Consider the following 23,643-nt stretch of genomic DNA (forward strand, 5'->3'; position numbering starts at 1 on the left):
TCTCTGTTCCGACGAGGAGTCGTTCGGCCGACCGGGAGTTATATATAACCTGATCCGGCCGGCGCAGGACATCCAAATCGTCGCCATTTCTTGAGAAAGCTGAATCCATTCAAGCGTTCCAGCTCTCGGGTACGGTGAGACAAAATTCTCTCAGCCATTCAATTTTCCCGCGGGGCGGGACACGCCACCTGCGCCCCGAGGCAGGCAGGCCGGCGATGCCGCTGGCGGAGGTCCCTCACCCCACGAGTCGCTCGCGCCCGCCCGCGCGATAGGCGTCGACCCAGGTCCACAACGTCTCCAGCGAGACCATGGCGCGCGCCGCGATCGCGCGCGGCGCCTCATCTCCGCGGATCATCGCCAGCACGGCCGCCTCCCGCGCCGGCGCCGAGGTCGCGGACGCAGCGCCGGCGGCCGGCTCCTCTGCCTGTGTCGAGCGCACGTCGACGGGCGCGGGCGCGTCGGCTCGCAGCGCGGGCTGCTGGAGCGGCAGCCGCACCGCCGGATCGCCGAGCAGCACGTAGCCGCGGAGATCGTTGCGCAGCATCCACAGGTGGGCGCGGCCGGCGCGATCGGTGGGATCGGCGCGGCCCGCCGCGCGCGCGTCGGCCTCGATCTGGTAGCTCTGCGCGAGCTCGTCGTTCGCGCCGCGGTAGAGCTCCATCAGCGCCTCGAGCGCGATCCCCGCGCGACTGCCGCGGACCAGCACCTCGAGGGGGCGATAGATGCGGGACTTCTTGCCCTCCGACAGGCTCGTCGCGCTCGAGAAGCCGTAGGTCCACGCGAGGTCGACGTGACCGATGATCGCGAGCGGCCCCGCCGGGTTGGCCAGCGCCGTCTGCGGCAAGGCCGCGACGAAGGGGCGCTGGCCGGACGCGGGGAGGCTGTGCAATACGGCCTTCAGGCTGCCACCATAACGATCCTCCTGCGCGAGCTGCGAGAGCCACGTGTGATAGACGCTCGCCGCCGGCGTGCCCGCGCCCAGGCAGGCCAGGTAGAACCACATCCCGCCAGGCAAGAACGTCTGGCCCCGCAGCCGCTCGGCGTCGAGGATCTCGTCGTGGCCAATCACGAGCGCTCCCTGGCGCCGCCAGGAGTCCTCCTCCCTGCCCCAGCCACGCCGGGGCGCGCCCAGCCCGTGGCTCACCGAGAGCAGCACCGAGGGCCGCGCGCCGCCGCCCCCGGCGAGCAGGTCGTCCACGCTGCCGGCGGAGATCTCGCGCACCGAGGCTGCGGGGAGCTTGCCTCTCTCGCTCGCCTCGGTCGCTGTGGCCAGGCTCGGGCCGACGAGCCTGGCCTTGCCCGTGACCGTGGCCGCCGAGCCGTCGGGCGTGACGTAGAAGAGCAGATCCGGCGAGGCCTCGGGCGCGCCGCGGCGCGCATAGCGAACGACCTTCTCGGCATAGGCGGCATAGCCGGCGAGATCGGTGTCTCCCGCGCTGTCCGCGAAATGGATGCGCCCCGCGAGCGCGTCGTTGGCGAGCGCGTGCTGGAGCTCCAGCGATGTGTGATGGAGGTCGCCGAGCATCATCAGGTAAAGGGGCCTGTCCTCCTCCGCCACCTCCTCGGACCAGTAGATATCTCTCCGAAAGTCCGCCGATCGCTTCGCGTCCATCCCTTGCGGCACGCGATAGACGCGCGCGGGCGCGCCCTGCTCGCGTTCGCGCAGCGCGACGAGCGGCTGGACGGCCTCCATCATCCTGTCGCCCTCCCGGCCCTCGGGCGCGATGACGGCCCATCTCTGGAGGGTCAGGTCGTTGCGATCGGCGTCGGTGCGCCGCCAGTGGTTGGCGTCGCGGCCCTTCCTGGGCCTCGGCGCGCTCCGGGCGGTGTCGCCAGGCAGCCCCTCGTCGAGCACGGGGCGGCGCTCGTCGGCGTCGGCGAGCAGGAGGTCGAGCCTGTCGTCATGGGCGCTCATTGTCGCTGGCTGCTCGATGGCGACGGCTCGGCGACAGGATCCGTGTCCGCCGCGGCGCCCGCGCTGCCCCGGCGCAGGCCGGGACGGCCGGCGCGAGCGGCGGGCTGGTCCGGGCCGGAGCGCGGCTCCTGGTCTTGCTGGAGGAGGACCGAACGCCGCACGCGCTGCCGGGCGAGCTGGACGCGCTTGCGCAGGTTCTCCTCCGATTCGAGCAGGAGCGCAGCCATTTCCGCGTAAGACAGCTCTTCTTCCACGCGCAGCAAGAGAGGATCGCGCAGCGTCGGAGCCAGGGCGCGAACGGCCCTCTCCAGCCGGGCGAGCGTCTCCCGTTCAAGGAGGGTCCGCTCGGGATCGCCGGCAGCGGCGTGGGGGGCCGCCGCGAGCTCGCCGAGATCCTCGTCCACGAGCAGCAGGAGTCTTCCGCGCCGCGTCCGCTCGCGGTGGAGATCGACGCAGGCATGGCGCACGATCTCCTGAAGCCACGCCGCCGGTCGACGGACGCCCTCTGCGGAGGCGGTGGCCCGAAGCATCGACACAGTCGCTCGGCTGAACGCGTCCTCACCGTCCTCTCGGCCGAGAGAGCGCCGGCAGGAGCGGAGGAGCTCCTCCCGCTGCTCGACCCAGCAGCGCAGGAGCGCGCCGACGAAGGGATCGCGGAGGGGCTTCGCCGGGAATGCCCTGTCGAGCGCGGGCCGTCGCTCGGCCGCGCCGTGAGAGAGGCCGGAGGGCGACGGCGCTGCCGCCGCGCCACCGCCGGAACCACCCAGGAGCGGAGATCCGATGTCACGCGGGTACTCGCCGTCGCGGTGCGGCCGGTGTCCGGGAAAGGGGGCGTGTGTCACGAGGCATCCTCCACCGCGAAGGCGTCGAGCTGAGCCGCGAGCTCCTCCAGATCTCCGGTGGTGGCCGCGATGTGGCCCGTGCCGGGCAGCCCGCCGCCGTTGCCCCAGATCTCGATCTCGCTGCTCTCGACCCCGGCCGCGAGGACTGCCAGGCTGTCCGGGGGCGCCGGGCGTTGATCGTAGAGCCAGCGCAGCAGCATGCGGTGGCGGAAGTCGAGGCTCGAGAGCGCGACGAAGAGGCCGGGCTGGACGCGCGGCCGCGCCAAGAGCTCCTCCATCCATAGCGGCGGCCGGGCGCCGTCGGCGCCGAGGGGGCCGTGGATGTGATCGTCCTCGGTGAGCAGCGGCGGCGAGAAGATGGGGCGCGGCTCCGCCGAGTAGCCGCCATAGAGCCGGAGCACGACGATCTCGCTCTCGAGATCGAAGCGCCTGGGCATGACAGGCTCCATCTTCCACGCGGTCGCCCCCGCAGCGCGCTTGACGATGCGCGGCTTGCCGCCGGCGCCGAGGAGCGACGGCTGGAGGGCGTAGACGGTCCGCTGCGGCAGCTTCTGTGCGATCGCGTGCTCGAGGCAGGGCCGCCAGAGGAGCGTGATGTGGACCCCCGGCCGGACGAAGCGCGCGAGCGCGTCGACGAGCGGCGGGGCCGCCGCCCCGGGCGAAGCGGTCAGCGCCTGCTGGAAGAGCGAGTGCAGCACCTCCTGCCCGAACCGGAGCACGCAGCGCTGCGTGAGCGCGCTCAGCGACATACCCCGCGTCGCCGGCTCACCGTTGTCCTCCATGAACTGCTCGAGCTCCCGCTGGAGCGCCGCGCGATCGTCCTCGAGATCGCCGAGCACCATCGTGAACGGCCGCTCGAGCAGGCTCTGGAGCGCGGGCGCGAGGGCCTTCGACCTGCTCTTCTTCCCCGGCCTCGCCACGCGGCGGCACTGGAAATTGAAGACCACCGAGTCCGAGCCGCGGAGGTACAGGACCGGCGAGAACGCCTCTGCGCTCTGGGAGAGCAACGTCCGCCGCGCCGCCGCCACGCTCGCGCCGATGTCGCCCTGGCTCAGCGAAGCGCCTGTCAGCGCGCGGTAGAGCTCGGTCGAGCAAGCGCGGGCCACGTCGGCCCTGACCGGCCAGAGGTGCGCCACGACGGCATCGGCGCCCGCCCTGGCCAGGATCTCCGCCGCGCTGCCGAGCGCCCCGGCCCTGGCGCCCTCGCAGGCCTCGAGGATCACGAGGCGCAGCTCCTCGCAGAACGCCGCGGAGAGCTCGCGCCCCAGCGCCTCGGCGGTGATCCATGTCTCCTCGCCGTCCTCGTCGTCCGCCAGGCGCAGGACGGGCTTGCCCGACAGATCCACGCCGCCGTGACCGAGCCAGTGCACGACGTGCGGGCTCTTGCCGCGCCGGAGCCTGTCGAAGAGCACCCGCGCGCTGATCTCCTGCCCGGCGATCGGATCGAGCCACTCCACCTCGCCGGCGTCGATCGCCGGGGCGAGCGCCTCGCGCAGCACGTCGAGGGCTCGCTCGCCGGTGCCCGGCGCGATCCCGAGCACCCGGACAGCGCCCTTGACCTCGCGCGGCTCCCAGGGCTCCGACGAGGTGACGCCGCGCGCGAAGAGCATCCTGGGGTCGGTCCCCAGAAACCCTTCGGACGTCCCCGGCCTGCAGAGCGCCTCCCAGGGGATGGTCTGGAGCGCTCGATCGCGGACGAAGAGCCGCACAAGGAGCGGTCCACCCTTCGACGCCTCGCCGAGCCGCACGAGGACGTCGCGCAGCTCCCCCTTGAAGACCTCCGCGTGGAGCACCTGGGAGTCGCTCACCGCCGCTGGATCGAGCGATTTACCGCCGCGGACCGCCCTCCCTACCTTGCTCGCGAACGTCTGCAGGGCATCGAAGCCCTGCTCGGGAGATATCGCGTGCGCCGGGGGGCGCTCTCCCCGGCTGCCACGCGCGCTGACGCGCACCTCAGTACCGCTGATGTCGAGCTCGATCTCCAGCCACATCGAAGGACAAGCCTCGCTACGTTGTGCTCCCTGCCGTGCCTGACTCCTTGGTCTTTTAGACCGCAGCAGACGAGATTCTCATCTGAAAAAAAATTAAGGACGCACCGACGGTGCTCGGCCATGGGACGTGATTAATGATGTTCACCGGCTGGCGTGCGCGCGTGGAGAACGCATACGATCATGGGATTCATCAACGATTCTCGTTCACGATGGCTCGGTAGATACATGAACCCGTGTCCCATCCGTTGTCGTGACGGCCTCCACGTCGTCTCGGCGACGCGCGCCGGAGACACGCGAGCCTGCGTGGTCATCGTGCCCGGCCCGGCCGCCAGCGCGGCGCGGGCGGACGCTGCGTTTGCCGAGATCGAGCGCGTCCACGCGCTCCTCGACCACCCGCTCATCCCGAAGGTCGCGGCGCGCGGGGTCGCCAGCGGGACGCCGTACATCGAGCTCGCCTGTGACGCCGTGATCGACGGCGTCGACCTCACCAGACTCCTGATCGACGCCGGATCGAAGGTGCCGCCCGGGAGCGCGGCGGGCCTCATCACGAGCCTCCGCGGGGCGATGCAGGCGGCCCACGCTGTGACCGACCCGAAGCGCGGGCGGCCCGTCTGCATCGGTCGCGTCTCGTGCGCTGACGTCCTCTTCTCGCGCGAAGGGCGCTGGTACCTTATCGGCTATGGGAGGGATGCCCCGCGCGAAGGAGCCAGACAGGAGCAGGTCGACAGGGTCCTCGAGTTCCAGGCGCCCGAGGTGGCCGCAGGCGGCGAGCCGACCCCGGCGGGCGACGACACAGCGCTGTCGCTCCTCGCGCTGTCGCTCCGCCACGCGGTGCAGGGCAGCGCGGCGAGCGCAGGCGACGTCGCCCGGGACACCCCCGCCATGGACATCGATCCCGCCGAGCGTCAGGGGGGGCGCGAGCGGCGCGTCCGCCGCGCGCCAGCGCAGGCGCGAGAGAGCGCCGAGGGCACGGACGCCGCGTCGGACTTTCTCCATCTCGTCGTGCCCTGCAGCGAGGCGCCTGATCCCGAGGGGTTCGCGTCGCTCGTCGCCAGCCTGCTCGCCGGTCGGGCGCTGCCGCTCCTCTCGAGCGACGCGGCGCCGGCGTGCCCACCCACGCTGTTCCTCGGCTTCGAGGTGCGCTGGATCGCGACCGAGGACGGCGTGAAACACACGCTCGGGCACGCGCTCAGCCGCATCGTGACGGCCCTCGTCGACCGGCACGACGAGGCGCCGGACGCCTCGCTCTCGCTCCAGGAGCTGCTCGACGCCGGCTGGCCCGGCGAGCGGCCGGTGGCGGAAGCGGGGGCCAACCGCGTCTACGTGGCGCTGACCCAGCTCCGCCGCATGGGGCTCAGGGACGTCATCCAGCGCGACGAGCACGGGTATCGCATCGCGCCTCGCGCCGTCATCCGGTTCGTCTCGCCGAGGACCGAGCGCGCGAGCTGAGGTCACGCGCTCTGCCCCTCGACCGAGGCGGCGCGTCGCTGGCGTCGCTACTTCGCCTTCTGCCCGGCGAACGTCTCCGCCACCTTGAGCACGAGCCGCTCGCTGAAGCCAGCGATGAACGCGATCGCGAAGGCCTTGCTGTTGTCGGCGTCGCCGAGGTTCAGCACCTTCGACTGGAGGAACGCATAGGCGGCGAGCCCGGGCAGCGCCCCGAGGACGGCGCGAGAGAGGGTGACCCGCTCGTCCGAGACCTGGGCGTGGATCCTGGCCCGGAGGGAGGAGCTCTTGAGCGATCGAGCAGCGCTGAAGATCGCTCCCAGGGCGCCAAAGGAGAAGACACCGAGGAGGGTCCGGTACCCCCAGGCAGGCCATTCCTGGACGGGAGCGCGCGTCGTGGCCGTGAGCGCCACGAGCAGCAGCAGGATGAGCAGGGCGAGCAGCGCGAGCGTCCAGAGCTGGTCCCTGAGGAGCCGGCTCCCGAGGTCGACGCGATCGTGGCGGCGTGGCCGCAGGCCGAGGAGCCGCCGGGCCCTGCGTGGCGGCGCGGCGGAGCGTCGGGCCGGCGGGGCGGCGAGCTCCTCTTCGGCCATGCGTACCGCTACGGCAGCTCGCCGAGCGCCTCGAGCCCTGCCTTGCAGTAGGCCTCATACAAGCGCTGGAGCTCTTCGCGCGTGATGCCGTATCGCTCGGCGATCTTCCTGTCGCCGTCCTCCCCGGCGATCTTCTCGTGGACCGCGCGCTGCATGCGCGCTGCATCCCGCGCGCGGCCCGGCGCCGGCGCGGGCGGCGCGGCGGGCACCGGCGGGAGGCGCGCGTGCACCTCCGCCGGCGCGGGCGCGGCCCTGGCGGCTCCCCTGTCGCGGTGGATCGCGAGCCGCGCCGCCGGATCGCCCAGGAGGACGTACCCGGCGAGATCCTCGCGCAGCATCCACAGGTTCGCCCGCCGCTTCGCGCGGCCCTTGTCGGGGGCGAGGGGCTTGCCCGCCATCTCGGCCCTGGCCTCCTGGTTGTACATCGCGGCGAGCTCGTGGTTGGCGTTCCCCAGGTAACGGAGGAGCTCGTTGTACGAGTTGCCCGCGCGGGCGCCCTTCACCAGCGAGCTGAAGACGCCCTCGAAGCGCGACGCCCGGTCCTTGCCGTCGGGCCCCATGTCCTGGAAGCTGTAGGTCCACGCCAGATCGATGTGGGCCATGACGGCGAGCGGGCCCCGCGGGTTCGCCAGCGCGGCCTGCGGCAGCGCGGCGATGAAGGGGCGATCGCCCGGCCTGGGCAGGCCGGCGAGCACGCCGTCGACGCGCCCGCCGAAGCCGCCCGCGTCGCGCAGGCTGGCGAGCCAGTGGTGGTAGGCGCTCGCCGCCGGCGTCCCGCCGCCGTAGCACGCGAGGAAGAACCAGATGCCGCCGGGCAGAAAGGGCCCGTCGCCGAGGTCCTCGGCCGCGATCCGCACGCCGCAGCCGAGGCTCATCGCCCCTTGCACGGCGCGCTGCTCGTCCGCCGACGACCATCCCCTGCGGGGCGCGCCCAGGCCGTGGCTCATGGTGAACAGCACCGACGGCTCCGGCCTCTCGATCTGCGCGAGGAGCGCGCTCCTCGCCGCGTCGGCGCCTTCATAGCCGATCTCCTCGATGTCCCTCGCCTTGAATCCGCCCCTCCGCAGGGTGTCGCGGCACCGCTGGACGCTTGGCGCGACGAGCGCTCTGTGGCCGATGGAGGTCGCCGCGGTGCCGTCCTGCGCGGTGAAGAACAGCGCCCGCGCCTGCGCCTCCACCGGGGGGGCCCGCTCCGAGGAGAGGAGCTTGTCGACGTACGCCGCGTAGCCCGCGGCGGACCGGGACACCAGGCGACCGACAAGCGCCTCGCTCGCCATCGCCTGCTGGAGCTCGAGCGAGACCTCGTCGAGGTCGCCGAGCACGAGGAGATACCGCGGCAGATCCTCGAGCGCGACCGACTCGTCATGATAGACGCCCTTGCTCCACCGGATCGCCGCGTCCGCGTCCATGCCGGCGGGGACGCGATAGGGCACGACGGGCGCGCCCTGGTCCTGTTCCCGCTTCCGGATCAGGGGCTCGATGAACGCGAGCAGGGCGTCGCCCGCGGGCCCCTCGGGCGCGATGACGGACCAGCGCTGGAGCGAGAGATCGTTGGGATCGTCCGAGAAGTCGGCGAAATCGTGGACCAGGTCCTCCCCCCCGGGCTGCGCCTCGTCCGCGGCGGACTCGAGCGGCAGCCCCTCTTCGAGGACGGGGCGTTGATCGTCGGCATGGCAGAGGAGCAGCTCGATGTCGGACATGGCTCCTCTTCTCAGCGCGCCGCGCTCGCCGGGGGCACGCGCGCGGCCCCCAGGGAGCGGAGCTCTCCATGATCCCAGTGCACGAGCCCCATCGCCGCGCCGCCGTCCTCGTGCGCGTCGAGGAGCACGGCGGTGAACCGCTGGAGGGTCCTCGCCGTCCTCTGCTTCTCGGGCAGGAGCCTCGGGTTCTGGCGCAGCTCGTCGATGAACTCGGCCCAGGCCTCGTCGCCGGCGTCGGAGCGCGGGAGCTGCATCAACCAGATCCACGTGCCCGTGTTGGCGAAGACGAGCCCGTCGGCCGCCTTCCAGCGCGCCGCGTGGGTGTGGCCGATCACCACCGCGCCGGCGTCGAACTTCCTCGCCAGGCGCTGGGCGTCGGCCCACTCGGCCTCGTCGGGCTCGAGGCGGAAGTACGCGTCGCCGAGGGTGCCGGCGAGCCTCCGCTGCACGCCCGCGTAGAGCTTGAGGCCGGCGCGCGCGAGCTTGACGCTCGCTGTCGACATCGCCTCTTCGTCGGCGAAGGCGGCGGGCCCGTCGCCGAGCGTGGCCTCGACCGCCGCCGCCTCCTCGGCCCCGAGACCGGCCTCCGCGAACCGCTCGGCGAGCCCGAGATCCTCCTCCTCCTCGGCGAAGGAGGCCGCCGACCCCGCCTTCTTGAAGAGCTGCCAGGCGATGTCGAGCGAGGCCGCGCTGAAGAGCTGCTTCACGATCCCGGGCGCGACAGCGAGCGCGGCGAGCGCCGCGCCCTGGAAATCGGGCTTGAGCAGGCTCACGAAGCGGAGGCCGTGGCGGCGCGCGATCGGGTTCATGAGCTGCTTCACGAGGACCGAGCCGGCCGCGTACCTGAACCGGTCGAGCCGGGCCAGGCGCCCGTAGTCGACCTTGTTCCAGTTGTCGCTGTGCTCGCCGTGGGTGACGAGGATCCGGGCGCCGCCCACGTCGAGGATCGCGGGGGCGTCGCCTAGCTGGAAGGCGAGGCGCGCGGCGACGGGGGGCGGCTGCTCCATCGCCGCGCGCAGGATCTCCTGCACCTCCGGGACGGCGAGCTCCACGTCGTGGTTGCCGAGGCGGATGATGACCTCGCCGCCCCGCGCGAGGACGCGCCCGAGCGCCCTGAGCACGGCGGCGCTCTCGGGCGCGGCGACGATCGCGCGGGCCTGCGCGGCGGCGCGCGCCCGATCGAGCTCCAGCGGGTCCTCGTTCATGAGGAAGTCGATGCCGTCGCCGTTGATCACGACCCGCGCGGGCTCGCGCGCGATCAGGTCGAGGAGCGCGGGCAGCGCCTCGCCGCCGGCGAAGACGTCGAAGTCACCCCCGTTGCCGAGGTGCAGATCACTGAGGATGAGGGTACGCATGGCGTTGTCTCCCGGGTTCATCGAGCTCCCTTGAGCGCGCCAAGGCGGATCGCCGCGGGCGGCGCCCAGTCCGCCTGGCGCGGGCGGTTGTGCAGGCCCTGGGCCGGGCTCCACGACATCCTCGCGTTGCCCTTCGGGTCGCAGAAGACGTCGAGCAGCGGCCGGTTGTCCGGGGCGCTCGAGGTCGGCGCGTCGGACATCGAGTTGATGCACCACGTGGGCTCGATCCGATCGTGGAAGGGCGCCCCGCGCAGGGAGCGGAGCAGCCAGGAGATGGGGAGGCCCTCGTCCTCCATCGACATCCACGCCGAGCGGTAGAGGAGCTTGCCGTCGCCGCGGCTCCGGAGGAGCAGCCGGGCGCGCCCGCGCGGCTTCACGTCGCTCTTGACCTTCCCGAGGCCGTCGATCCTGGCGATGCCGCGGAACAACCATTGACCCCTGGAGAGCGCCGGCGGGATGAAGGGCCACCAGTGCGACTCCCAGAGCATGCGCGCGCCCCTGGCGGAGGTGGGGTGCACGACGGGATCGTTGAACGAGGTGGTGGTGTCCCAGAGCTGCCATTTGCGCTCGATCGGGTGCTTGCGGAGCACCATCGCCACGTGCCCGCTCCCGACCCCGGCGGCCCCGGACGCCGACCAGAAGAGGCACGAGCCGACAGTGACCTTCTCCCAGAGATCGTCGGGCCAGTCGGCGAGCACCCTGGGGACGTCGGTCCAGCCGTCGCCGAGCCTTGCCGCGGCCGGCTGCGCGTCGGTCCCGCAGCCGATGTCGCCGTACGGGCCGCCGTCCCAGCCGCCGAGGCAGAGCGCGGTGGTCACCGACTGCTGGCACTGCCCCACGAGCGGGTAGCGGCCGCCGTCCTTGATGGCCCTGGCGACCCTCTTTTGCGCACCGTAGAAGTACGCTGGCATCGTGTAGGGGATGCCTGTCTGGTGCTCGGCGACGGCGCGCGCCCAGTCCTCGCCGTCGCCCGCGGCTGTGTCGTAATCCTCGTGCGAGAAGATGTCGTCGATACCCTCCTTCGCGCGGGAGACGAGGAATTCGGCGAGGCCCTCCGCGTCCTCCGGCCCGCGGAGGTCGTGCTCGGGGGCCTCCAGCAGGTTCACTGTGCGGACGAGCTGCGGCGGCGGCTCGTCGTCGGCGAACGCGACAGGGCGGGCGAGCCACTCCTCGGGCGGCGCGGCCGGCGTCGGGTCCATGTCGACCCACGCGGGGACGCCCGCCCCCGGCGGGGCGCCTTCATCGCTCTTCTCTACGGTCATCGGTGCTCCTCCTCTTCTTTTCGATTCGATGTCTCCGCGCCTGCCGCCCGGGTCGCCGCGCCCGCGGCGACGGCCGCGTCGAGGGCCGCGAGCGTCGCCGCGCCGATCACGCCGTCGGCGGCGAGGCAGCGCTCGGCCTGGAACCGCTTGACGGCCGCCTCGAGGCCCGGACCGAACGCGCCGTCAGCGCCGCCAGGCACGCTCTCGCCCAGCGCGATCAACGCCTCCTGCAGCGCCTTCACCCCTGGTCCCCTCGCCCCTCTCCGGAGCGCGCCCCGGCCCGAGGCGACGCTCTCCAGATCGGGTTGCCCGGCGAGGGGGGCGCGCGTGAGGCGCGGCGCCTTCGGCGGGCTCGGCGCCCTCGGCGGGGGCGCGTCCGTCGCCGCGGCGAACGGGTCATCCGCCGGAGGCCCCGCGGCCTGGAGGAAGGGCTCGTGCAGGCAATCGAGCCCGTCGTCCTTCATGTGCCGGAAGTAGAGCCGGAACTGCCTGAAGTCCGGGATCCACCTGTGCTTGCGCGCCTTGCCGTAGAAGTAGCGGCCCACGAGCGCGGCGAGGCGCCTGTCGCGCTCCTCGGACGGCGACCCGGGGCCGAGCTGCGGCACTGCCCACTCGAGACACCCGATCACGTACCCGGGCGCCCAGTGCTTGAGGTGCGCGACCAGGTTGAACAGCGCCTGCGTCGCGATGGCGTCGGCGCCGCAGATGTTGCCCGAGCCATCCATGAACGTGCGGAGCTGGGCCTCGGTCACCGCGTCGCGCGTGCCTGGGTTCCTGGCCAGGTCGATCAGCAGGTGGAGGAGCGGGACGGAGCGGCGCAGGATCTCGAGCGCTTCCTTGCCGCCGGTGACGACCATGCCGGCGTCGAGATCGACGACGTCGTACACGTTGCTGCCGCGGTAGCGGACGCCAGCGGCGCCCAGCGCCTCGCGCACGGCGTCGTTCGCTGTCGCCCGCTCCATCACCTTGCCCAGCCAGCCGCGGCCGCCCCAGCCCGTCCCCCAGGTGACGATCTGGTCATCGTAGGTGTTGATGGCGGCCGTGCTGCCCTCGCGCGCCTGGAACGCGCGAAAGGCCGTGATCTTCCGCCGATCGGCGGGGCTCGCCCTCGCCGCCCGGGCGTCGAGATACCCGTGCAGGTAGGCGAGGTGATCCCTGTCCGCGCTGCCCGTGTAGACGTGCCCTGCGCCCCAGGGCTTGAGCCCCGGCTCGACCGGCACGGCGGCGCGGAACCGCGCGATATCGGCGGTGAGATCCCCGGGCAGCGCGCTCCCTGCCTCCACGGCGCCGGAGCCGCGCGCGTGATCCTCCCAGACAGGGAGATCGCCGTCCGCGAACGAGAGGGCCCCGCCCCGGCCCCCCCTGGCCCGGGCGGGATCGAGGCCGGGCGCGGGGAGCGACGGGTCGGCGTACGCGGCGGAGGATCGGAGCTCGGCCACGCCCGCGAGCGAGGTCTGGATCTGCTCCAGCAGCGCGGCGTGGAGCTCCGCGCGCCGGGCCTCCTCGATCTCGTCGAGGCCGATCTCCCAGGTGTACGACGCGCCCTTCCCGCGCAGGATCCGGTGCGCGAAGAGCGCCGGATCGAGCGTGGGAAAGTCTCCGAGCGCGAGGGCCGAGGTGCGGGAGAGCAGGGCTCGCTCGACCTCCTCCGCGTCGCCCCGCGCGGCGGCGATTTCGAACAGAAAGACGTTCCGTGACATGGCAGGTCCCTTTCGGCGGTGACGTCTCCCCATGAAACCGACGAGGTCGAGCGTCGTCATCTTAAGAGAAATTAAACTGGTGTTCCTTCAAGCCATTCAAAGGAGCATCGTATTCAGCGGTACGGACCTGGAGAAGATCGCGCGCGAGCACGCGCTCGCGGGGGGCGCGATCATGAACGTGATCCGCGACGCCTCGCTGCAGGCCTTGAGAGAGGGCGGCCGTCCCCTCACGGTAGAGGACCTCCTGCTGGGCATCCGGAAGGAATATGCCAGGCAGGGGAAGGCGGGTTGAGCGGACGTCGGCGGCGCCCAGCGCCTCGCGCACGGCGTCGCTGGCGGTCGGCCGCTCCATCACCTTGCCCAGCCGGCCGCGACCGCCCCAGCCCGTCCCCGAGGTGACGATCGGGCTGTCGCAGGTATCGACGGCGGCCGTGCTGCCCTCGCGCGCCCGGAACGCGCGGAAGGCGCTCAATCCCCCGATGAAGCGCGCTTGCGCTTGCTCTCTTGATGGTCATCCGGGCCGTCGCCTTTGTTCTTCTTCTTCTTGTCCTTGTCCTTCTTCTTCTTGTCCTTGTCGTCCTTCATGAACCGCAGCGCAGCGACAACGCTCCCCAGCGTCTTCTGCACGATGCCGCGCTTCACCGTCGTCGTGCGATCCTTGATCCCCTTCTTCGCCTCCGGCTTGAACGCCACGCCCGCTGGCGCCTTGGCCCGGCCCTCCGCGGAGGCCGCCGTCAGCGTGTCGTGGGTGATCATCTGCGACTTGAGGGTTGCCTTGGCTTCGTCGGACACCCCGGCGAGCGCGCGCTCGTAGTGCTCGTCGAGATCCTTCTTGCTCGCCGTCATCTCCCACTGCCGGCCTTTCCACTCGGCGATCTTGATCTTGTCCGACCCCCGCGGCAGCGTGGGATCGCCCGTGCCTGTGTCCCCCCGCTTCGGCACCGATAGATAGATGGCCGTCCCTTCGCCGCCGAGCGGCGTCTTCCCGCTGCTCGGGGCTGCGCACATCTCCTGGATCAGATCCGAGAAGGAGCTCTCTTTTGCGAGCGTCTGGCCGTACTGCGGCATGGTGTTGCCGGTGTAGGGTGGGTCCGCGCTCTTCGCCCTGACTGCGTATCCAAGATCCTTGTACTTCTGGGTCAAGGCATTCGTCTCGTCCTGGGACCCGGTGCCGCGCACGGCGATGTACGCCACGTCTTTTCTGGTCATCGTGGAGGCCATCTCCCTGATGAGATCGCCGCGCGTGGGATCATCGGCGAGCTTCGCGATGCGATCGAAGATGCGCGGGTCGAACGGCACCCGGAGCGTGTCCCGGAGGTCCTTGTTCATCGGCGACACAACGGAGAACAGAAAGGGCACCGGTCTGTCGGCAGGACCGTCCTTGTACAGGTAGGGTGTGTCCTTGTAATCGAGCCCGAACTGGCTCACGACCTGGTCCGGCGCAAGGTTCTCCGAGTGCCGCAGAGATGCGCCGAAGCCGTAAAACGCGGGCGGCTTGTTGCCCTTCAGGGACTCGGCGACGCTGGCAGGGGGCACGACCTTGGCGAAGGGCTCATCATTGCTCTGGAAGCTCGCGTAGTTTGTTGCGGCCATGGCGGTGATGATCTCGATGTCGAGGTCGCTGTAGGCCTCCGGCTCGGTCTGGCGCATGTCGGCCTTGAACTTCGCGGCGAGCTTGTCCGCGTTCTGGGTGTAGGTGGTGAGCTCCTCCGGGGTGGCTTTGTTCTCGAAGACGCGGTCCACGAGCTCCTTCGAGATGCCGTGAAGCGTGCCGTACTTCTCCAGGATCTTCGTCTGCGCGTAGGCGGCGTATGAGCGTTCGAACATGGTCTCCTCCGTGGTGACGCCGCCGCGGCCGGCCCGTGCCCCCCGGCCGGCCGCGGCGGCGTCGATCGCGTCACGCGCCGAGCTTGGCGACGATCGCCGCGAGCCTGTCTTCGATGCCGCCGAGCCGGACGTCGATCACCTGGTGCTTGCGCTCCAGATCGGCGAAGTAGTCGGTCACCACCTCGTCCACGTTGCCCATCGCCAGCGCGCGCGTGTCGCGGCCGAAGCCCATGAGCACAGGCCGCTCCACGTACGTCACCCGGTGCAGCACCCGCCAGCACTTGTTCGGCTTGGCAGCGCCCGCCTGGCGCAGCGCGCGCGCCTCCTCGTCGTTGCTCATCAGCCACACCGGATCCACCACGTAGCTGAAGAAGTCGCCGAAGTGGTCCGTGTTGCCCTCCAGGTAGAACGTCATGAACCGATAACGATCCACCTTCTCCCCGGGCACGAGCGGGTTGTCCCCCGGATCGGTCAGGCCTCTCTTCTCGACGCCCGAGAGGTCCACGCTGAGCTCGAGGCTCTTGCTCGTGCTGAGCCTCTTGCTGTTCGCGTCCACCTTGCCTCCCGAGCCCACCAGCGACAGCGAGAACTTGAACCCGCAGACCGCCGCGTCGGCGTTGGCGCCGATGCCGCCGCTGTGGCTCATCTCCGTGCTGATCGAGTGCTCGATCGTGCCGGCGAAGCTCTGCTCCTCCGCGCGGAGCCCGCCGTCGCCGTCCCACACGTAGGTGTTGACGATGTTGCGCTTGCGCGCCCTGGTCTGGATGCTCTCCATGCGGAGCTGCCAGTCGGCGAAGGCCGCGCCCGCGCGCACCCGTCCCTCGAGGCTCTTGTACTTGCCCTTGATCTCCGCCTGTCGCTTCTCGCCCTCGCCCTTGAGCTCCTTCTTCTTCTCCTCGTTTTGCTGGTTCATCGCGTCCAGATCTTCCGCCGCGGACTTCGCGGGCTTCGACGGCACCTGCGTGCCCCCCACGGGGACGCCCGGAGCGCTCGGCTCGCTGAACGCGTGGAGCTTATCGACCTGGTCCGCGCTGAAGTTGTAGAAGAAGCTCTCTCGCTCCTTGTCGTGCCGTTCGATCGCGTCCTTGAGCGCGTACGCCTCCTTGATCCGGAAGTAGCTCGCCGGGTAGAGCGAGCCATACTGCGCGCGCATGTCGGGCACGTGCGGATAGAGCGTCGGATCCGCAGGCATCGAGCCGACCATGCCGTCGAGGCTCCCGTTGAGCGTGTAGGTCGGGTTGATCAGGAACGTGATCGTGTTGACGTCGAGCGGCACGCCCTGGACCGGCCGGATGTCGTAGCTCACCATGCGGCCGCTCCTCTTGAGCTTGGTGACGAAGACGTCGGCCATGCCCGAGATCACCAGCGCATAGCCCACGTTCTTGGGCACCCAGCGCTTGCCCACCCGAGGACAAGAGGCCTTGTCCTCGGCCATGCCCGAGAGCTCCAGCCTGTCGCTCATGGCGAGGGTGGACGCCGCGGTGATCGAGGTGTCCTTGGTGTCGGTCTTCTCGAAGGCATAGTTGAAGACCGCGCCTGCCTGGCCCTCCGAGACCTTGCTCGAGATGAACGCGGGGCCCGCCTCGACGCCCCACGCCGCCCCGAGGAAACCATCCATGCTGAGCCCCCCGTGGATCGTCTCGCTGCGCTGCCAGCTATAGCTCGTCTCGTCCGATTGCCTGAGGGTGACCGCCGTGGCCCCGTTGTAGTCCTCGCCGACCGTGAGGTTCTCCGAGGGGACCGGCGGCGCGCCCTCGATGTAGCCGAGCAGCGTCGGGTTGATCTGGGTGTTGCCGACCCATTGCAACGTCAGCTCTTCGACCCGCTGCTCGGGCCAGAGCTGCACCTGGCCTCCGGTGGCGAACCCGAAGACGCGCCTCATCAAGGCCTGCTTCTTCCCCTCCGGGCCGACCTCGACCGAGCTGTACTCGGTGGTGATCAGGCTCTCCGTGCCCGCCACGGGCAGCGAGGTGGTGGGGACCACCATGGCGCTCCCGTTGAGCTGGCCCTGGTACACGCCCGTCTTCCTGTCCTTGACCTTGTTGTCTCCGCTCACCTCGTCGAGCGGGTAACAGGCGAGCAGGTTCGGCTCGGTGCCCGTGAGGCGGCGCCGCATGTTCGCGCGGATCTCGGCCTCCGTGCGCGCCCGGTCCCAGAGCCGCACCTCGGCCAGCTCGCCCTTGAAAGAAGCATCTGCCTGGGAGAGCCCGCCGATCGAGAACCCGCCGGACGCGGCGATGTCGCCCGTCGCGGTCTGCTCCCCGACCTTCACGCCGTCGTAGTAGATTCGCATCGTCTTCGTGAGCTGGTCGTACGTACTGCAAACGTGGTGCCAGTCCGCGTCATCCTTGCAGTCCGGAGTCATTTTGATGCCATGCGCGAGCAGGATAATCTTGCTGGCGCTTTCGAACCCGAGAAGGAAGCTCACGGCGTTGCTCTGGGCGAGCATGGAGGCGATGATCTGGAGCCGGCCCGTGTCTGCGCCGCTGCGCCGCGCCCAGCACTCGAACGTGAAGCTGGTGACGGCCGGCGTGATCGCCGGGCACTGCACGTACGTCTTGCCCCGATCGGGCTGGCGCAGCACCTTGCTGCCCCGGTGGCCGAGGTTCGCCGTGAGGCCCATCCATTCCACGCCGATCAGCGAGCCGTGCGCCAGGCCGCCGGCCGAGCGGTCGAGCGCCGTCGCGCCCGCGGCTTCATCGAAGGGCCAGTAGCCGACGAGCCCGGGCTCGTTGCCCGAGGTCGACGCCCAGGCGTGGACCTCGACCTCGGCGTCGGTCAAGCCGATGGCCCAGAGGCGCACGTCGGCGAGCCGGCCGACGGGGCTGCCTCCGGAGGGTGCGTTGCCGAGGACCTTGATGTCCATGGCCCGCGCGGTCGTGATCGTCGCGTCCTCCGGCGCGCCCTTCAAGAGGCCATCGCGCTTGTTGGACGTGAGGTCCTTGACCTTGACCACACCTCCCTCCTCAACGTCGTCCATGCGCCAGTAGCCGACGAGATCCGCCTCGTCGCCGTTGAAGGACCGATAGATGTCCTCCCGGACGTCGGCCAGGGATCGGGCCGATCTCCAGATGGACACCTCCGCGATGTCGCCCTTGAAGTAGGCGTTGTTGGCGTTGTCGTAGCCGATGTACATCGGGCCCGAAGCCGCCTGGATGGATCCATCGACCCGGAGCTCGGCGGCGAGGTCCCCGTCGACGTAGAGGCGGATGTAGCTGCCGTCGAACGTGCCCGTGTACAGGTGCCACCCCTGGATATCGGCCGGCGTGAAGCTGACAATTTGCACGCCCTTGCCGCTGATCCAGACCTCGAACTCGATCTTCCGGCTGCCGCTCAGGGGGTGCATGACGAACGCGTCCCGCTTGCTGACCAGGAAGCCAGAGCCGTTCCAGCTCGAGGTCGCGCTGCGCGCCCAGATCGACACCGTGATGGCCGTCGTGGGGTTCGCGTGCGCCGGCACCTCCACGTAGTCCGCCGCGCCCTTCAGGCGGATGGCCGGCTGCGAGGTCTTGCGGCTGCCGATCTTCTCGCCGTCCGCGTAAAAGGTGGTGGTGCCTTTGCTCGTCGCCACCGCGACGTGGTGCCACCCCGCCGCGATCGTCCGCTTCAGGTCGACGCCGCTGTCGAAGAACCAGCCGTCGACCATCAGCCCCAGCCGGTTGCCCTTTCGCACCATGAGCGGCACGTCGAGCGTGGTGTCCGCGCTGGCCACCACGTTCGCGTCGTACGCCGCCCCATCGCTCCTGGTGGCCAGGGGGTACTGTACCCGCGCCTCGCACGCCCACCCGCTCGCAGGCAGGCTCACGGCCTTTTGCAGCGTCACCTTGTCGCCGCTGTCGCGAATGTCGGCGGAGGCGCGCGCGGCGTCGGGCAGCCACTGCTCGAACGTGGCGTTGCGGCTGTCCGCCGCCGCGTCGTAAGCGGTCGAGCGCATGCGGCCCTGCGGGTCGAAATAGGTGAGCAGCACGTTGCCCTCGCAGCTCTCGGCGAGCCGAACCCTGCCCGTGGGCTGCGCGAAATCGAGCACCGCGCCGGCCGTCACCAGGCTCCGATCGTCCGTCGCGATGGCCGGCATGGTCGCCGGCGGCGCCTTGACGAGCCCGCTCATGACCGCCGTGTTCCTGGTCGCGAGATCCGTGCGGCTCTGGTTCAGGTCGGCCCGCGCGGCGGCGAGCTGGCTCTCCAGCGACGCGAGGCTCTCATTGGCCGCGAGCACGTCGTTGAGCCAGTCGATGCGCCCCAGCTTCGCCCCGATGTCCGAATCGATGCTCGCTATCTTCTCGTCCTTGAGCTTGAGGGCGTCCTTGGCCTCTCTGGTCATGTCGCCGGTCTTCAGAACATGCCACATCTGGTGAAAGCGGCCGTTCCAGTCCCAGAGCTGAATCTGCGCTCCGTCGTTCTTCGCCTCCCAGGCGACCTCGATGATGAGGCCTTCATTGTACCTCGGCATGATGACATAGTGACTCGCGCCGGAATTCGCAACGTAGAGCTTCCACTGCATGTTCCACTCGCCGGCCAGCGATGCGAGCCAGAGGTCCGCGTCCTTTCCCCCGTTGCCCGGCACGCACAGGGCCAATCCGCTGCGCTGTTGCAGGATATGGAAGTATCCGTCTCCGCGGTCCACGAACCGCCAGCGCTGATGGTCCAGGTCTTCCTTGTTCCAGGGGCCGTACTGATAGACGTTGCGCTCAGCACCAGCGGTCATGTCTTTGCCGCTGTGCAGGTTGAGCACCTGCTGGTAGTAGCTCCACCGATCGTCGACGATCGCTCTGCGCTCATTCTGCGCCGCTGTCTTCTGCGACTGCAGGGCCGGGACCTTGTTCGCGAGGTCATTCCTTTCGTCGACGTAGCGCTGGTTGTTCTTCGCCACGTCGATCCGCTCCATGAGATCGCGGATCTGCCCCTCGACGCGGGCCACCTTGGCCTCCGCCCGGGCCATCGTGGTCAGGTCGTCCAGCACCGCCTGCGCCTGCGCGGGCAAGGACGAGAGCACCGTCACGTCCGTGTATCTGTCGCGCGTCACCGAGTCCGAGATCAGGCGGATGCGGTGCTTGCGGACGTCGATCGACGTCCACTCCGCGGACGGCGCCGAGCTCTCGGCTCTCCACTTGCCGCGCACGTCCGAGATCTCGAAGGCTCGCATGAGGCTGACCCCATCGGGCACCACCACCCGGCAGGTGGCCTTGTACCAGCCGCCGCCCAGGCTCGCGAAATCGCTCTGCTGCACGCTCCCGGCCGGGAACTCTCTCCTCTCCTTGCTACCGCGGCTGCTCTTGCCCCAGTACGAGAAGGCGAAGAGCTTGAGCCCGGTGCCGTCGGCGTTGCTCGGATCGAACGCCGCGTCGGGCGAGGTCACCCGGAACTCGAAGCTCTCTTCGTAAACGCCGCGCTTGCTGACCGCCAGGAGCTCTTCGCTGCCGTACCTGACCACCTTCTTGCCCGAGCCCGTCGCGCGGTTGAGGCGCCGCGCGCCGGCGTAGGGATCGCCGTACACCACGGCGTTCCTGCCGTGGTGCGAGAAGTCCGGCACGATCGGCGGCTGCTCTTCGTAGACGACCGCGCCCATGCGGTAATAGGCGGCGAGCCCGTTTTCCTTGCCGCTCAGGTTCACGTGCATCGTGGCCTTGACGTCGGCCGCGGACCGCGCCTCGTCCCAGATCTGCACGCCGGAGATCTCGCCGCGGAAGGCCTGGCCGAGGGTGTGCGTCGCGCCCGCGCTCACCAGCGCCGGGTTTCCTTTGATCGAGCCGTTCCGCTGGTTCGGCGAGAGGTCGCCGGCGCCGGCGTCGAGCGGCCAGTAGCCCACGAGGCCGCTCTCCGTGCCGGTGAGCTTGAGCTTGCGCCGCATGTCCGCTTGAATGTCGGCCTGCGAGCGCGCGGAGCTCCACACCTGCACGTCGGCGAGCTGCCCGTTGAAATTGCGCTCTGTCGGGCCATAGCCGTCATCGTGACCGATGTACATCACCCCGGACGCGTCCGCATCGATGGGCCCGGACGCGGGCGCCTGCGCCACGAGGGCGCCGTCGATGTAGAAGCGGACCTGGCTGCCGTCGTAGCTGCCTGTATACAGGTGCCACCCCTCGATGTCCGCCGGCGTGAACTGGGCAGTGACCTGTGCTCCATTGATCCAGAGGCGGAAGTCGATGTTTCGGGAGCCCTCCCAGGGGTGGAACACGAAGGAGCTCCGCTTGCTCACGAGGCATCCATAGCTGTTCCACGTCGGCGTCGCGCTGCGCGCCCACACCGACACCGTGATGGCGCCCGTGGGAGTCGCGTAGGCCGGCACCTCGATGAGGTCGTCCACCCCGTCGAGCTTCATGGTCCTGGCGAGCTTCACACCGGGCGCTGCCGGAAGCGCGATCTGGGGGTGCAAGAAGGTCGAGCGCTGCCAGGTCGCGCCCGTCAGGCTGCCGTGCCGCTTGGCGATCGACATGTCCCTGACCGTGCCATCGTCGAGCGGCCAGTACCCGAGGAGCCCCGCTTCGCGACCGGTGAGCCGCCGGGCCATGTCCTCGGCGATCTCGACCTTCGTGCGCGCACGATTCCATATCCGCACGTCGGCGATGCTGCCCTTGAAGCGAAGGGCACCATCGCTCCGCTCGCCGATGGCCCAGGTGCCGCTGCCCTGAAAGTGAGCGGTGGCCACGCGCTCGATGACGAGCGCGCCGTCGCGATAGACGCGCTGGGTGCGCGTCGTCGCGTCGTAGGTGCACGCCCAGTGGTGCCATTCCAGATCCGTATACGCCAACGGCGTATTTGCGTCATCTCCCCAGAAGGCGAACGTGAACGCATCGTTCTCGCGAAAGCCTACGTGCAAGCAAACATTCGTGCCAGGCGCGCCCTGGGCGATCGCGTACTCCGAGATGTTGATACGTTCCCGCTTGATCCAGAGCTCCACGGAGAAGCTCTTGTTCGCGACGTCCGGGGGAGAGCTCGTGATCGCGACCTGATCGTCCACGCCGTCGAACTGCAGCACCTTGTCCTTCAGGTGGCATGGCACCCCATGGGCGATGACCTGCTGCGCGACCTCGACGCCGTCCCGGCAGAGGGCGATCCGCGTGTCGCCTCCGGTCTTCGTGACGTAATCGATCGTGCCGGCATAGTGCACCCACGCTCCGGCGGGCATCGCGCTCGGGTCGGTCACGGTCCGCGCCCCGCCGTCGCTCATCCGCACCACGAGCTTCGCCTTGTTGTCGGCGCCGAGGGCGAGGTTCATCATCCCGCCGCTGTCCTTCACCAGGCTCTGCTCCAGGTTGCCGGCGGCGTCGACGCGCACCCAGGCCGACAACGTGCGGCCCAGGGGCCGCTCCGGGCTCGGCGTCGCGAGCTCCAGGTCCGGGGTCTCCACGCAGTCGTTGCCGTCCATCCGCAGCCCCCGGCGGACGACCTTGCTCAGGTTCGCCGCTTCGCCCGTGAAGTACGGCGCGTTCAGCACGAAGGCTCTCTTGCTCGCCACGAGCGACGTGATCGGGAAGATCCCGTCATACGTCTGGGTGCCGGAGATCTGCACCTCGTCGCCGACCTTCAGATCGTGCGCCGGGCACACGATCATGAGCCTGTCGTCCGCGGTCTTCTCCGCGCCGACGACCATGTTGTCGAACACGAGCCCGGCCTGCTTGTCCGGCGCGACCTCCCAGAACCCCGCCTCGTTGTTCTCGAACCTGGCCGCGACCTGGAACGTCGCCTTGTCGACGCTGAGCACCTTGTAGTGCCCGTCGTAGCTCTTGGTGCCCCGGATCTTCACCTTGGCTCCGGTCTTGAGATCCGCCGGGAGCGAGTCCTTGGACCGGATCTGGAGCTTGTCGTCGCCGCCCCGCTCGGTGGCGACGATGGTCCCGAAGGGCGGCGGCGACTCGTCCGCGATCTCCTTGATGCCGTCGAACAGCGAGAGCGGCGTGACGACCTCGCGCTGTTCGCTGCGCAAGATCTCGCTCTGGTCCGGCGTGGGGTCGATCTGCGACAGCGTGCCGTCCGCGGCGAGCGCGAAATCGAGCACCGCGGTCTTCACCACCTCGCTGCCGGTCGCCTTCACCGGCACCGCGAGCATCACCCGCATGGTGTCGCGCATGAGCTGCGGGCCCGCGTCGGTCATCACCTCTTTTTGCAGATCGTATGTCGTCGCCGACGGGCCGCCGGCGACGGTCAGCCCGGTCAGGTTGATCGTCCGGCGGACGATGCCCGGAACCGACTGGTAGATGGTGTTCTTCGCGTTCGAGGGGTCCCGCCGGGCGTAGAGGTAGTCCTTGACGTCGAAGAGGCCGTTTTCGCCGGAGCCCACCGTGTAGAGGACCAGCTTGCCCTCCGTCGCGTCGTGGACGAACAGGTGCCAGCGGTTCCGATCGCTCTCGGCGGTCGGCACGAAGACGGGCGAGAACCACCCGCTCGCCACCGTGCCGGCGAAGCCGAGCTCCAGGGCGCCTTCGTAGAAGTAGTTCCCGTCGATGTCGCGGTAATCGAGGTTGTCGAAGCTCCCGCCGTCCTTCGAGGTGGCGGACTTCTGTGGCTTGAGCCGCTGCTTGCTGCGCCGGAACCGCACCTCGAGCCTGGGCACGAGCTCGTTGGTCATGCCGTCGAGCACGAAGCGGTTCACGAGGATCTTGCCGCCCGGCGATTGCCGGAACACGAACAGCTGATTCAAGGCCGACACGACCTGTACGGGCGCGTCGACGCTCTTCACCACCTCGTCCGAGCTGCCGTACACGCTCTTCACGAGGACGTTGCCGTCCTTGTCCGAGAGGGTGTTCTTTTCGCTCTCGATCACCGACGGGTCGGGGATCGACGCGCCGAGCCGGAGCTTCTTCCAGCCCTCGAAGCCGAACGGGTCGGTGGCATTGTTCAGGGCCGTGTCCTCGAAGCCGCTGCGCTTGACGGTGTACCAGAGGGTGCCGTCGAGACCGGTGCCGAAGACCACGACCTTGCCATCGTGGGTGATCGTGCTCACGTGCTGGATGTTCTGATCGCTGAGAATCATGCGCGCCTCGCCAGAAGGGTTGCTCGGTACAGACCTCCACC

Annotated in this window: 12 protein-coding genes; 1 reads left to right on the top strand and 11 read right to left on the bottom strand. The window is 69.9% G+C overall.

The window, feature by feature from the left end; translation table 11 throughout:
* Window positions 1-235: 235 nt before the first annotated feature.
* Genes WMF42_RS20065 through WMF42_RS20075 form a run of 3 tightly spaced genes read right to left on the bottom strand, consistent with a single transcriptional unit; the run spans window position 236 to window position 4,748 of the window.
* A complete protein-coding gene (locus tag WMF42_RS20065) occupies window positions 236-1,915 on the bottom strand; it encodes a hypothetical protein (protein ID WP_061609543.1) in 1,680 nt (559 codons plus the stop codon).
* Window positions 1,912-2,757: an RNA polymerase sigma factor gene (locus tag WMF42_RS20070; protein WP_437693584.1), complete on the bottom strand. Its 846-nt coding sequence runs from the start codon at window positions 2,755-2,757 to the stop codon at window positions 1,912-1,914. Before WMF42_RS20070 ends, WMF42_RS20065 begins: the two co-directional genes overlap by 4 nt.
* Complete coding sequence (locus WMF42_RS20075) at window positions 2,754-4,748, bottom strand: CHAT domain-containing protein (RefSeq protein ID WP_061609541.1); 1,995 nt, start codon at window positions 4,746-4,748, stop codon at window positions 2,754-2,756. The genes WMF42_RS20070 and WMF42_RS20075 overlap by 4 nt, the downstream gene beginning before the upstream one ends.
* Window positions 4,749-4,973: 225 nt before the next feature.
* Between WMF42_RS20075 and WMF42_RS20080 the strand changes: the two genes are divergently transcribed.
* Window positions 4,974-6,197: a hypothetical protein gene (locus WMF42_RS20080; RefSeq protein WP_437693587.1), complete on the top strand. Its 1,224-nt coding sequence runs from the start codon at window positions 4,974-4,976 to the stop codon at window positions 6,195-6,197.
* 47 nt (window positions 6,198-6,244) lie between these two features.
* Here the strand turns inward: WMF42_RS20080 and WMF42_RS20085 are convergent, their stop codons facing one another.
* The 8 genes from WMF42_RS20085 to WMF42_RS20120 form a co-directional block, all read right to left on the bottom strand.
* Window positions 6,245-6,787, bottom strand: a complete 543-nt coding sequence (locus WMF42_RS20085; protein WP_437693589.1) for a hypothetical protein — start codon at window positions 6,785-6,787, stop codon at window positions 6,245-6,247.
* Window positions 6,788-6,795: 8 nt separating this feature from the next.
* Window positions 6,796-8,487 (bottom strand): hypothetical protein, encoded by a 1,692-nt coding sequence (locus tag WMF42_RS20090; protein WP_437693591.1) that lies wholly within the window; start codon window positions 8,485-8,487, stop codon window positions 6,796-6,798.
* 11 nt (window positions 8,488-8,498) lie between these two features.
* Entirely contained in the window at window positions 8,499-9,842 is a 1,344-nt protein-coding gene (locus WMF42_RS20095) for a metallophosphoesterase (RefSeq protein ID WP_437693593.1), read from the bottom strand.
* A 17-nt stretch (window positions 9,843-9,859) separates the two neighbouring features.
* Window positions 9,860-11,104 carry a hypothetical protein gene (locus WMF42_RS20100; RefSeq protein WP_437693595.1) on the bottom strand — a complete coding sequence of 415 codons (1,245 nt, stop codon included), beginning with the start codon at window positions 11,102-11,104 and terminating at the stop codon, window positions 9,860-9,862.
* The gene (locus WMF42_RS20105; protein ID WP_437693596.1) at window positions 11,101-12,804 is read right to left on the bottom strand and encodes a peptidoglycan-binding domain-containing protein; all 1,704 of its coding nucleotides are present in this window, start codon (window positions 12,802-12,804) and stop codon (window positions 11,101-11,103) included. Before WMF42_RS20105 ends, WMF42_RS20100 begins: the two co-directional genes overlap by 4 nt.
* A gap of 61 nt (window positions 12,805-12,865) precedes the next feature.
* Window positions 12,866-13,276, bottom strand: coding sequence for a hypothetical protein (locus WMF42_RS20110; RefSeq protein ID WP_437693598.1), 411 nt, complete (start codon window positions 13,274-13,276; stop codon window positions 12,866-12,868).
* Window positions 13,273-14,631, bottom strand: a complete 1,359-nt coding sequence (locus tag WMF42_RS20115; protein ID WP_437693600.1) for a hypothetical protein — start codon at window positions 14,629-14,631, stop codon at window positions 13,273-13,275. Before WMF42_RS20115 ends, WMF42_RS20110 begins: the two co-directional genes overlap by 4 nt.
* 70 nt (window positions 14,632-14,701) lie before the next feature.
* Complete coding sequence (locus tag WMF42_RS20120) at window positions 14,702-23,602, bottom strand: LamG-like jellyroll fold domain-containing protein (protein ID WP_437693602.1); 8,901 nt, start codon at window positions 23,600-23,602, stop codon at window positions 14,702-14,704.
* Window positions 23,603-23,643 lie beyond the last annotated feature (41 nt).

Origin of the sequence: Sorangium sp. So ce176 (assembly GCF_051519835.1) — a bacterium.
GTDB classification, from domain to species: domain Bacteria; phylum Myxococcota_A; class Polyangia; order Polyangiales; family Polyangiaceae; genus Sorangium; species Sorangium cellulosum_G.

Excerpts from the sequence above, each read along its gene's own strand:
- WMF42_RS20090 (WP_437693591.1), bottom strand. The coding sequence starts at position 8,487 with ATGTCCGACATCGAGCTGCTCCTCTGCCATGCCGACGATCAACGCCCC.
- WMF42_RS20115 (WP_437693600.1), bottom strand. The coding sequence starts at position 14,631 with ATGTTCGAACGCTCATACGCCGCCTACGCGCAGACGAAGATCCTGGAG.
- WMF42_RS20095 (WP_437693593.1), bottom strand. The coding sequence starts at position 9,842 with ATGCGTACCCTCATCCTCAGTGATCTGCACCTCGGCAACGGGGGTGAC.
- WMF42_RS20100 (WP_437693595.1), bottom strand. The coding sequence starts at position 11,104 with ATGACCGTAGAGAAGAGCGATGAAGGCGCCCCGCCGGGGGCGGGCGTC.
- WMF42_RS20085 (WP_437693589.1), bottom strand. The coding sequence starts at position 6,787 with ATGGCCGAAGAGGAGCTCGCCGCCCCGCCGGCCCGACGCTCCGCCGCG.
- WMF42_RS20105 (WP_437693596.1), bottom strand. The coding sequence starts at position 12,804 with ATGTCACGGAACGTCTTTCTGTTCGAAATCGCCGCCGCGCGGGGCGAC.
- WMF42_RS20065 (WP_061609543.1), bottom strand. The coding sequence starts at position 1,915 with ATGAGCGCCCATGACGACAGGCTCGACCTCCTGCTCGCCGACGCCGAC.
- WMF42_RS20075 (WP_061609541.1), bottom strand. The coding sequence starts at position 4,748 with ATGTGGCTGGAGATCGAGCTCGACATCAGCGGTACTGAGGTGCGCGTC.
- WMF42_RS20080 (WP_437693587.1), top strand. The coding sequence starts at position 4,974 with ATGAACCCGTGTCCCATCCGTTGTCGTGACGGCCTCCACGTCGTCTCG.
- WMF42_RS20120 (WP_437693602.1), bottom strand. The coding sequence starts at position 23,602 with ATGATTCTCAGCGATCAGAACATCCAGCACGTGAGCACGATCACCCAC.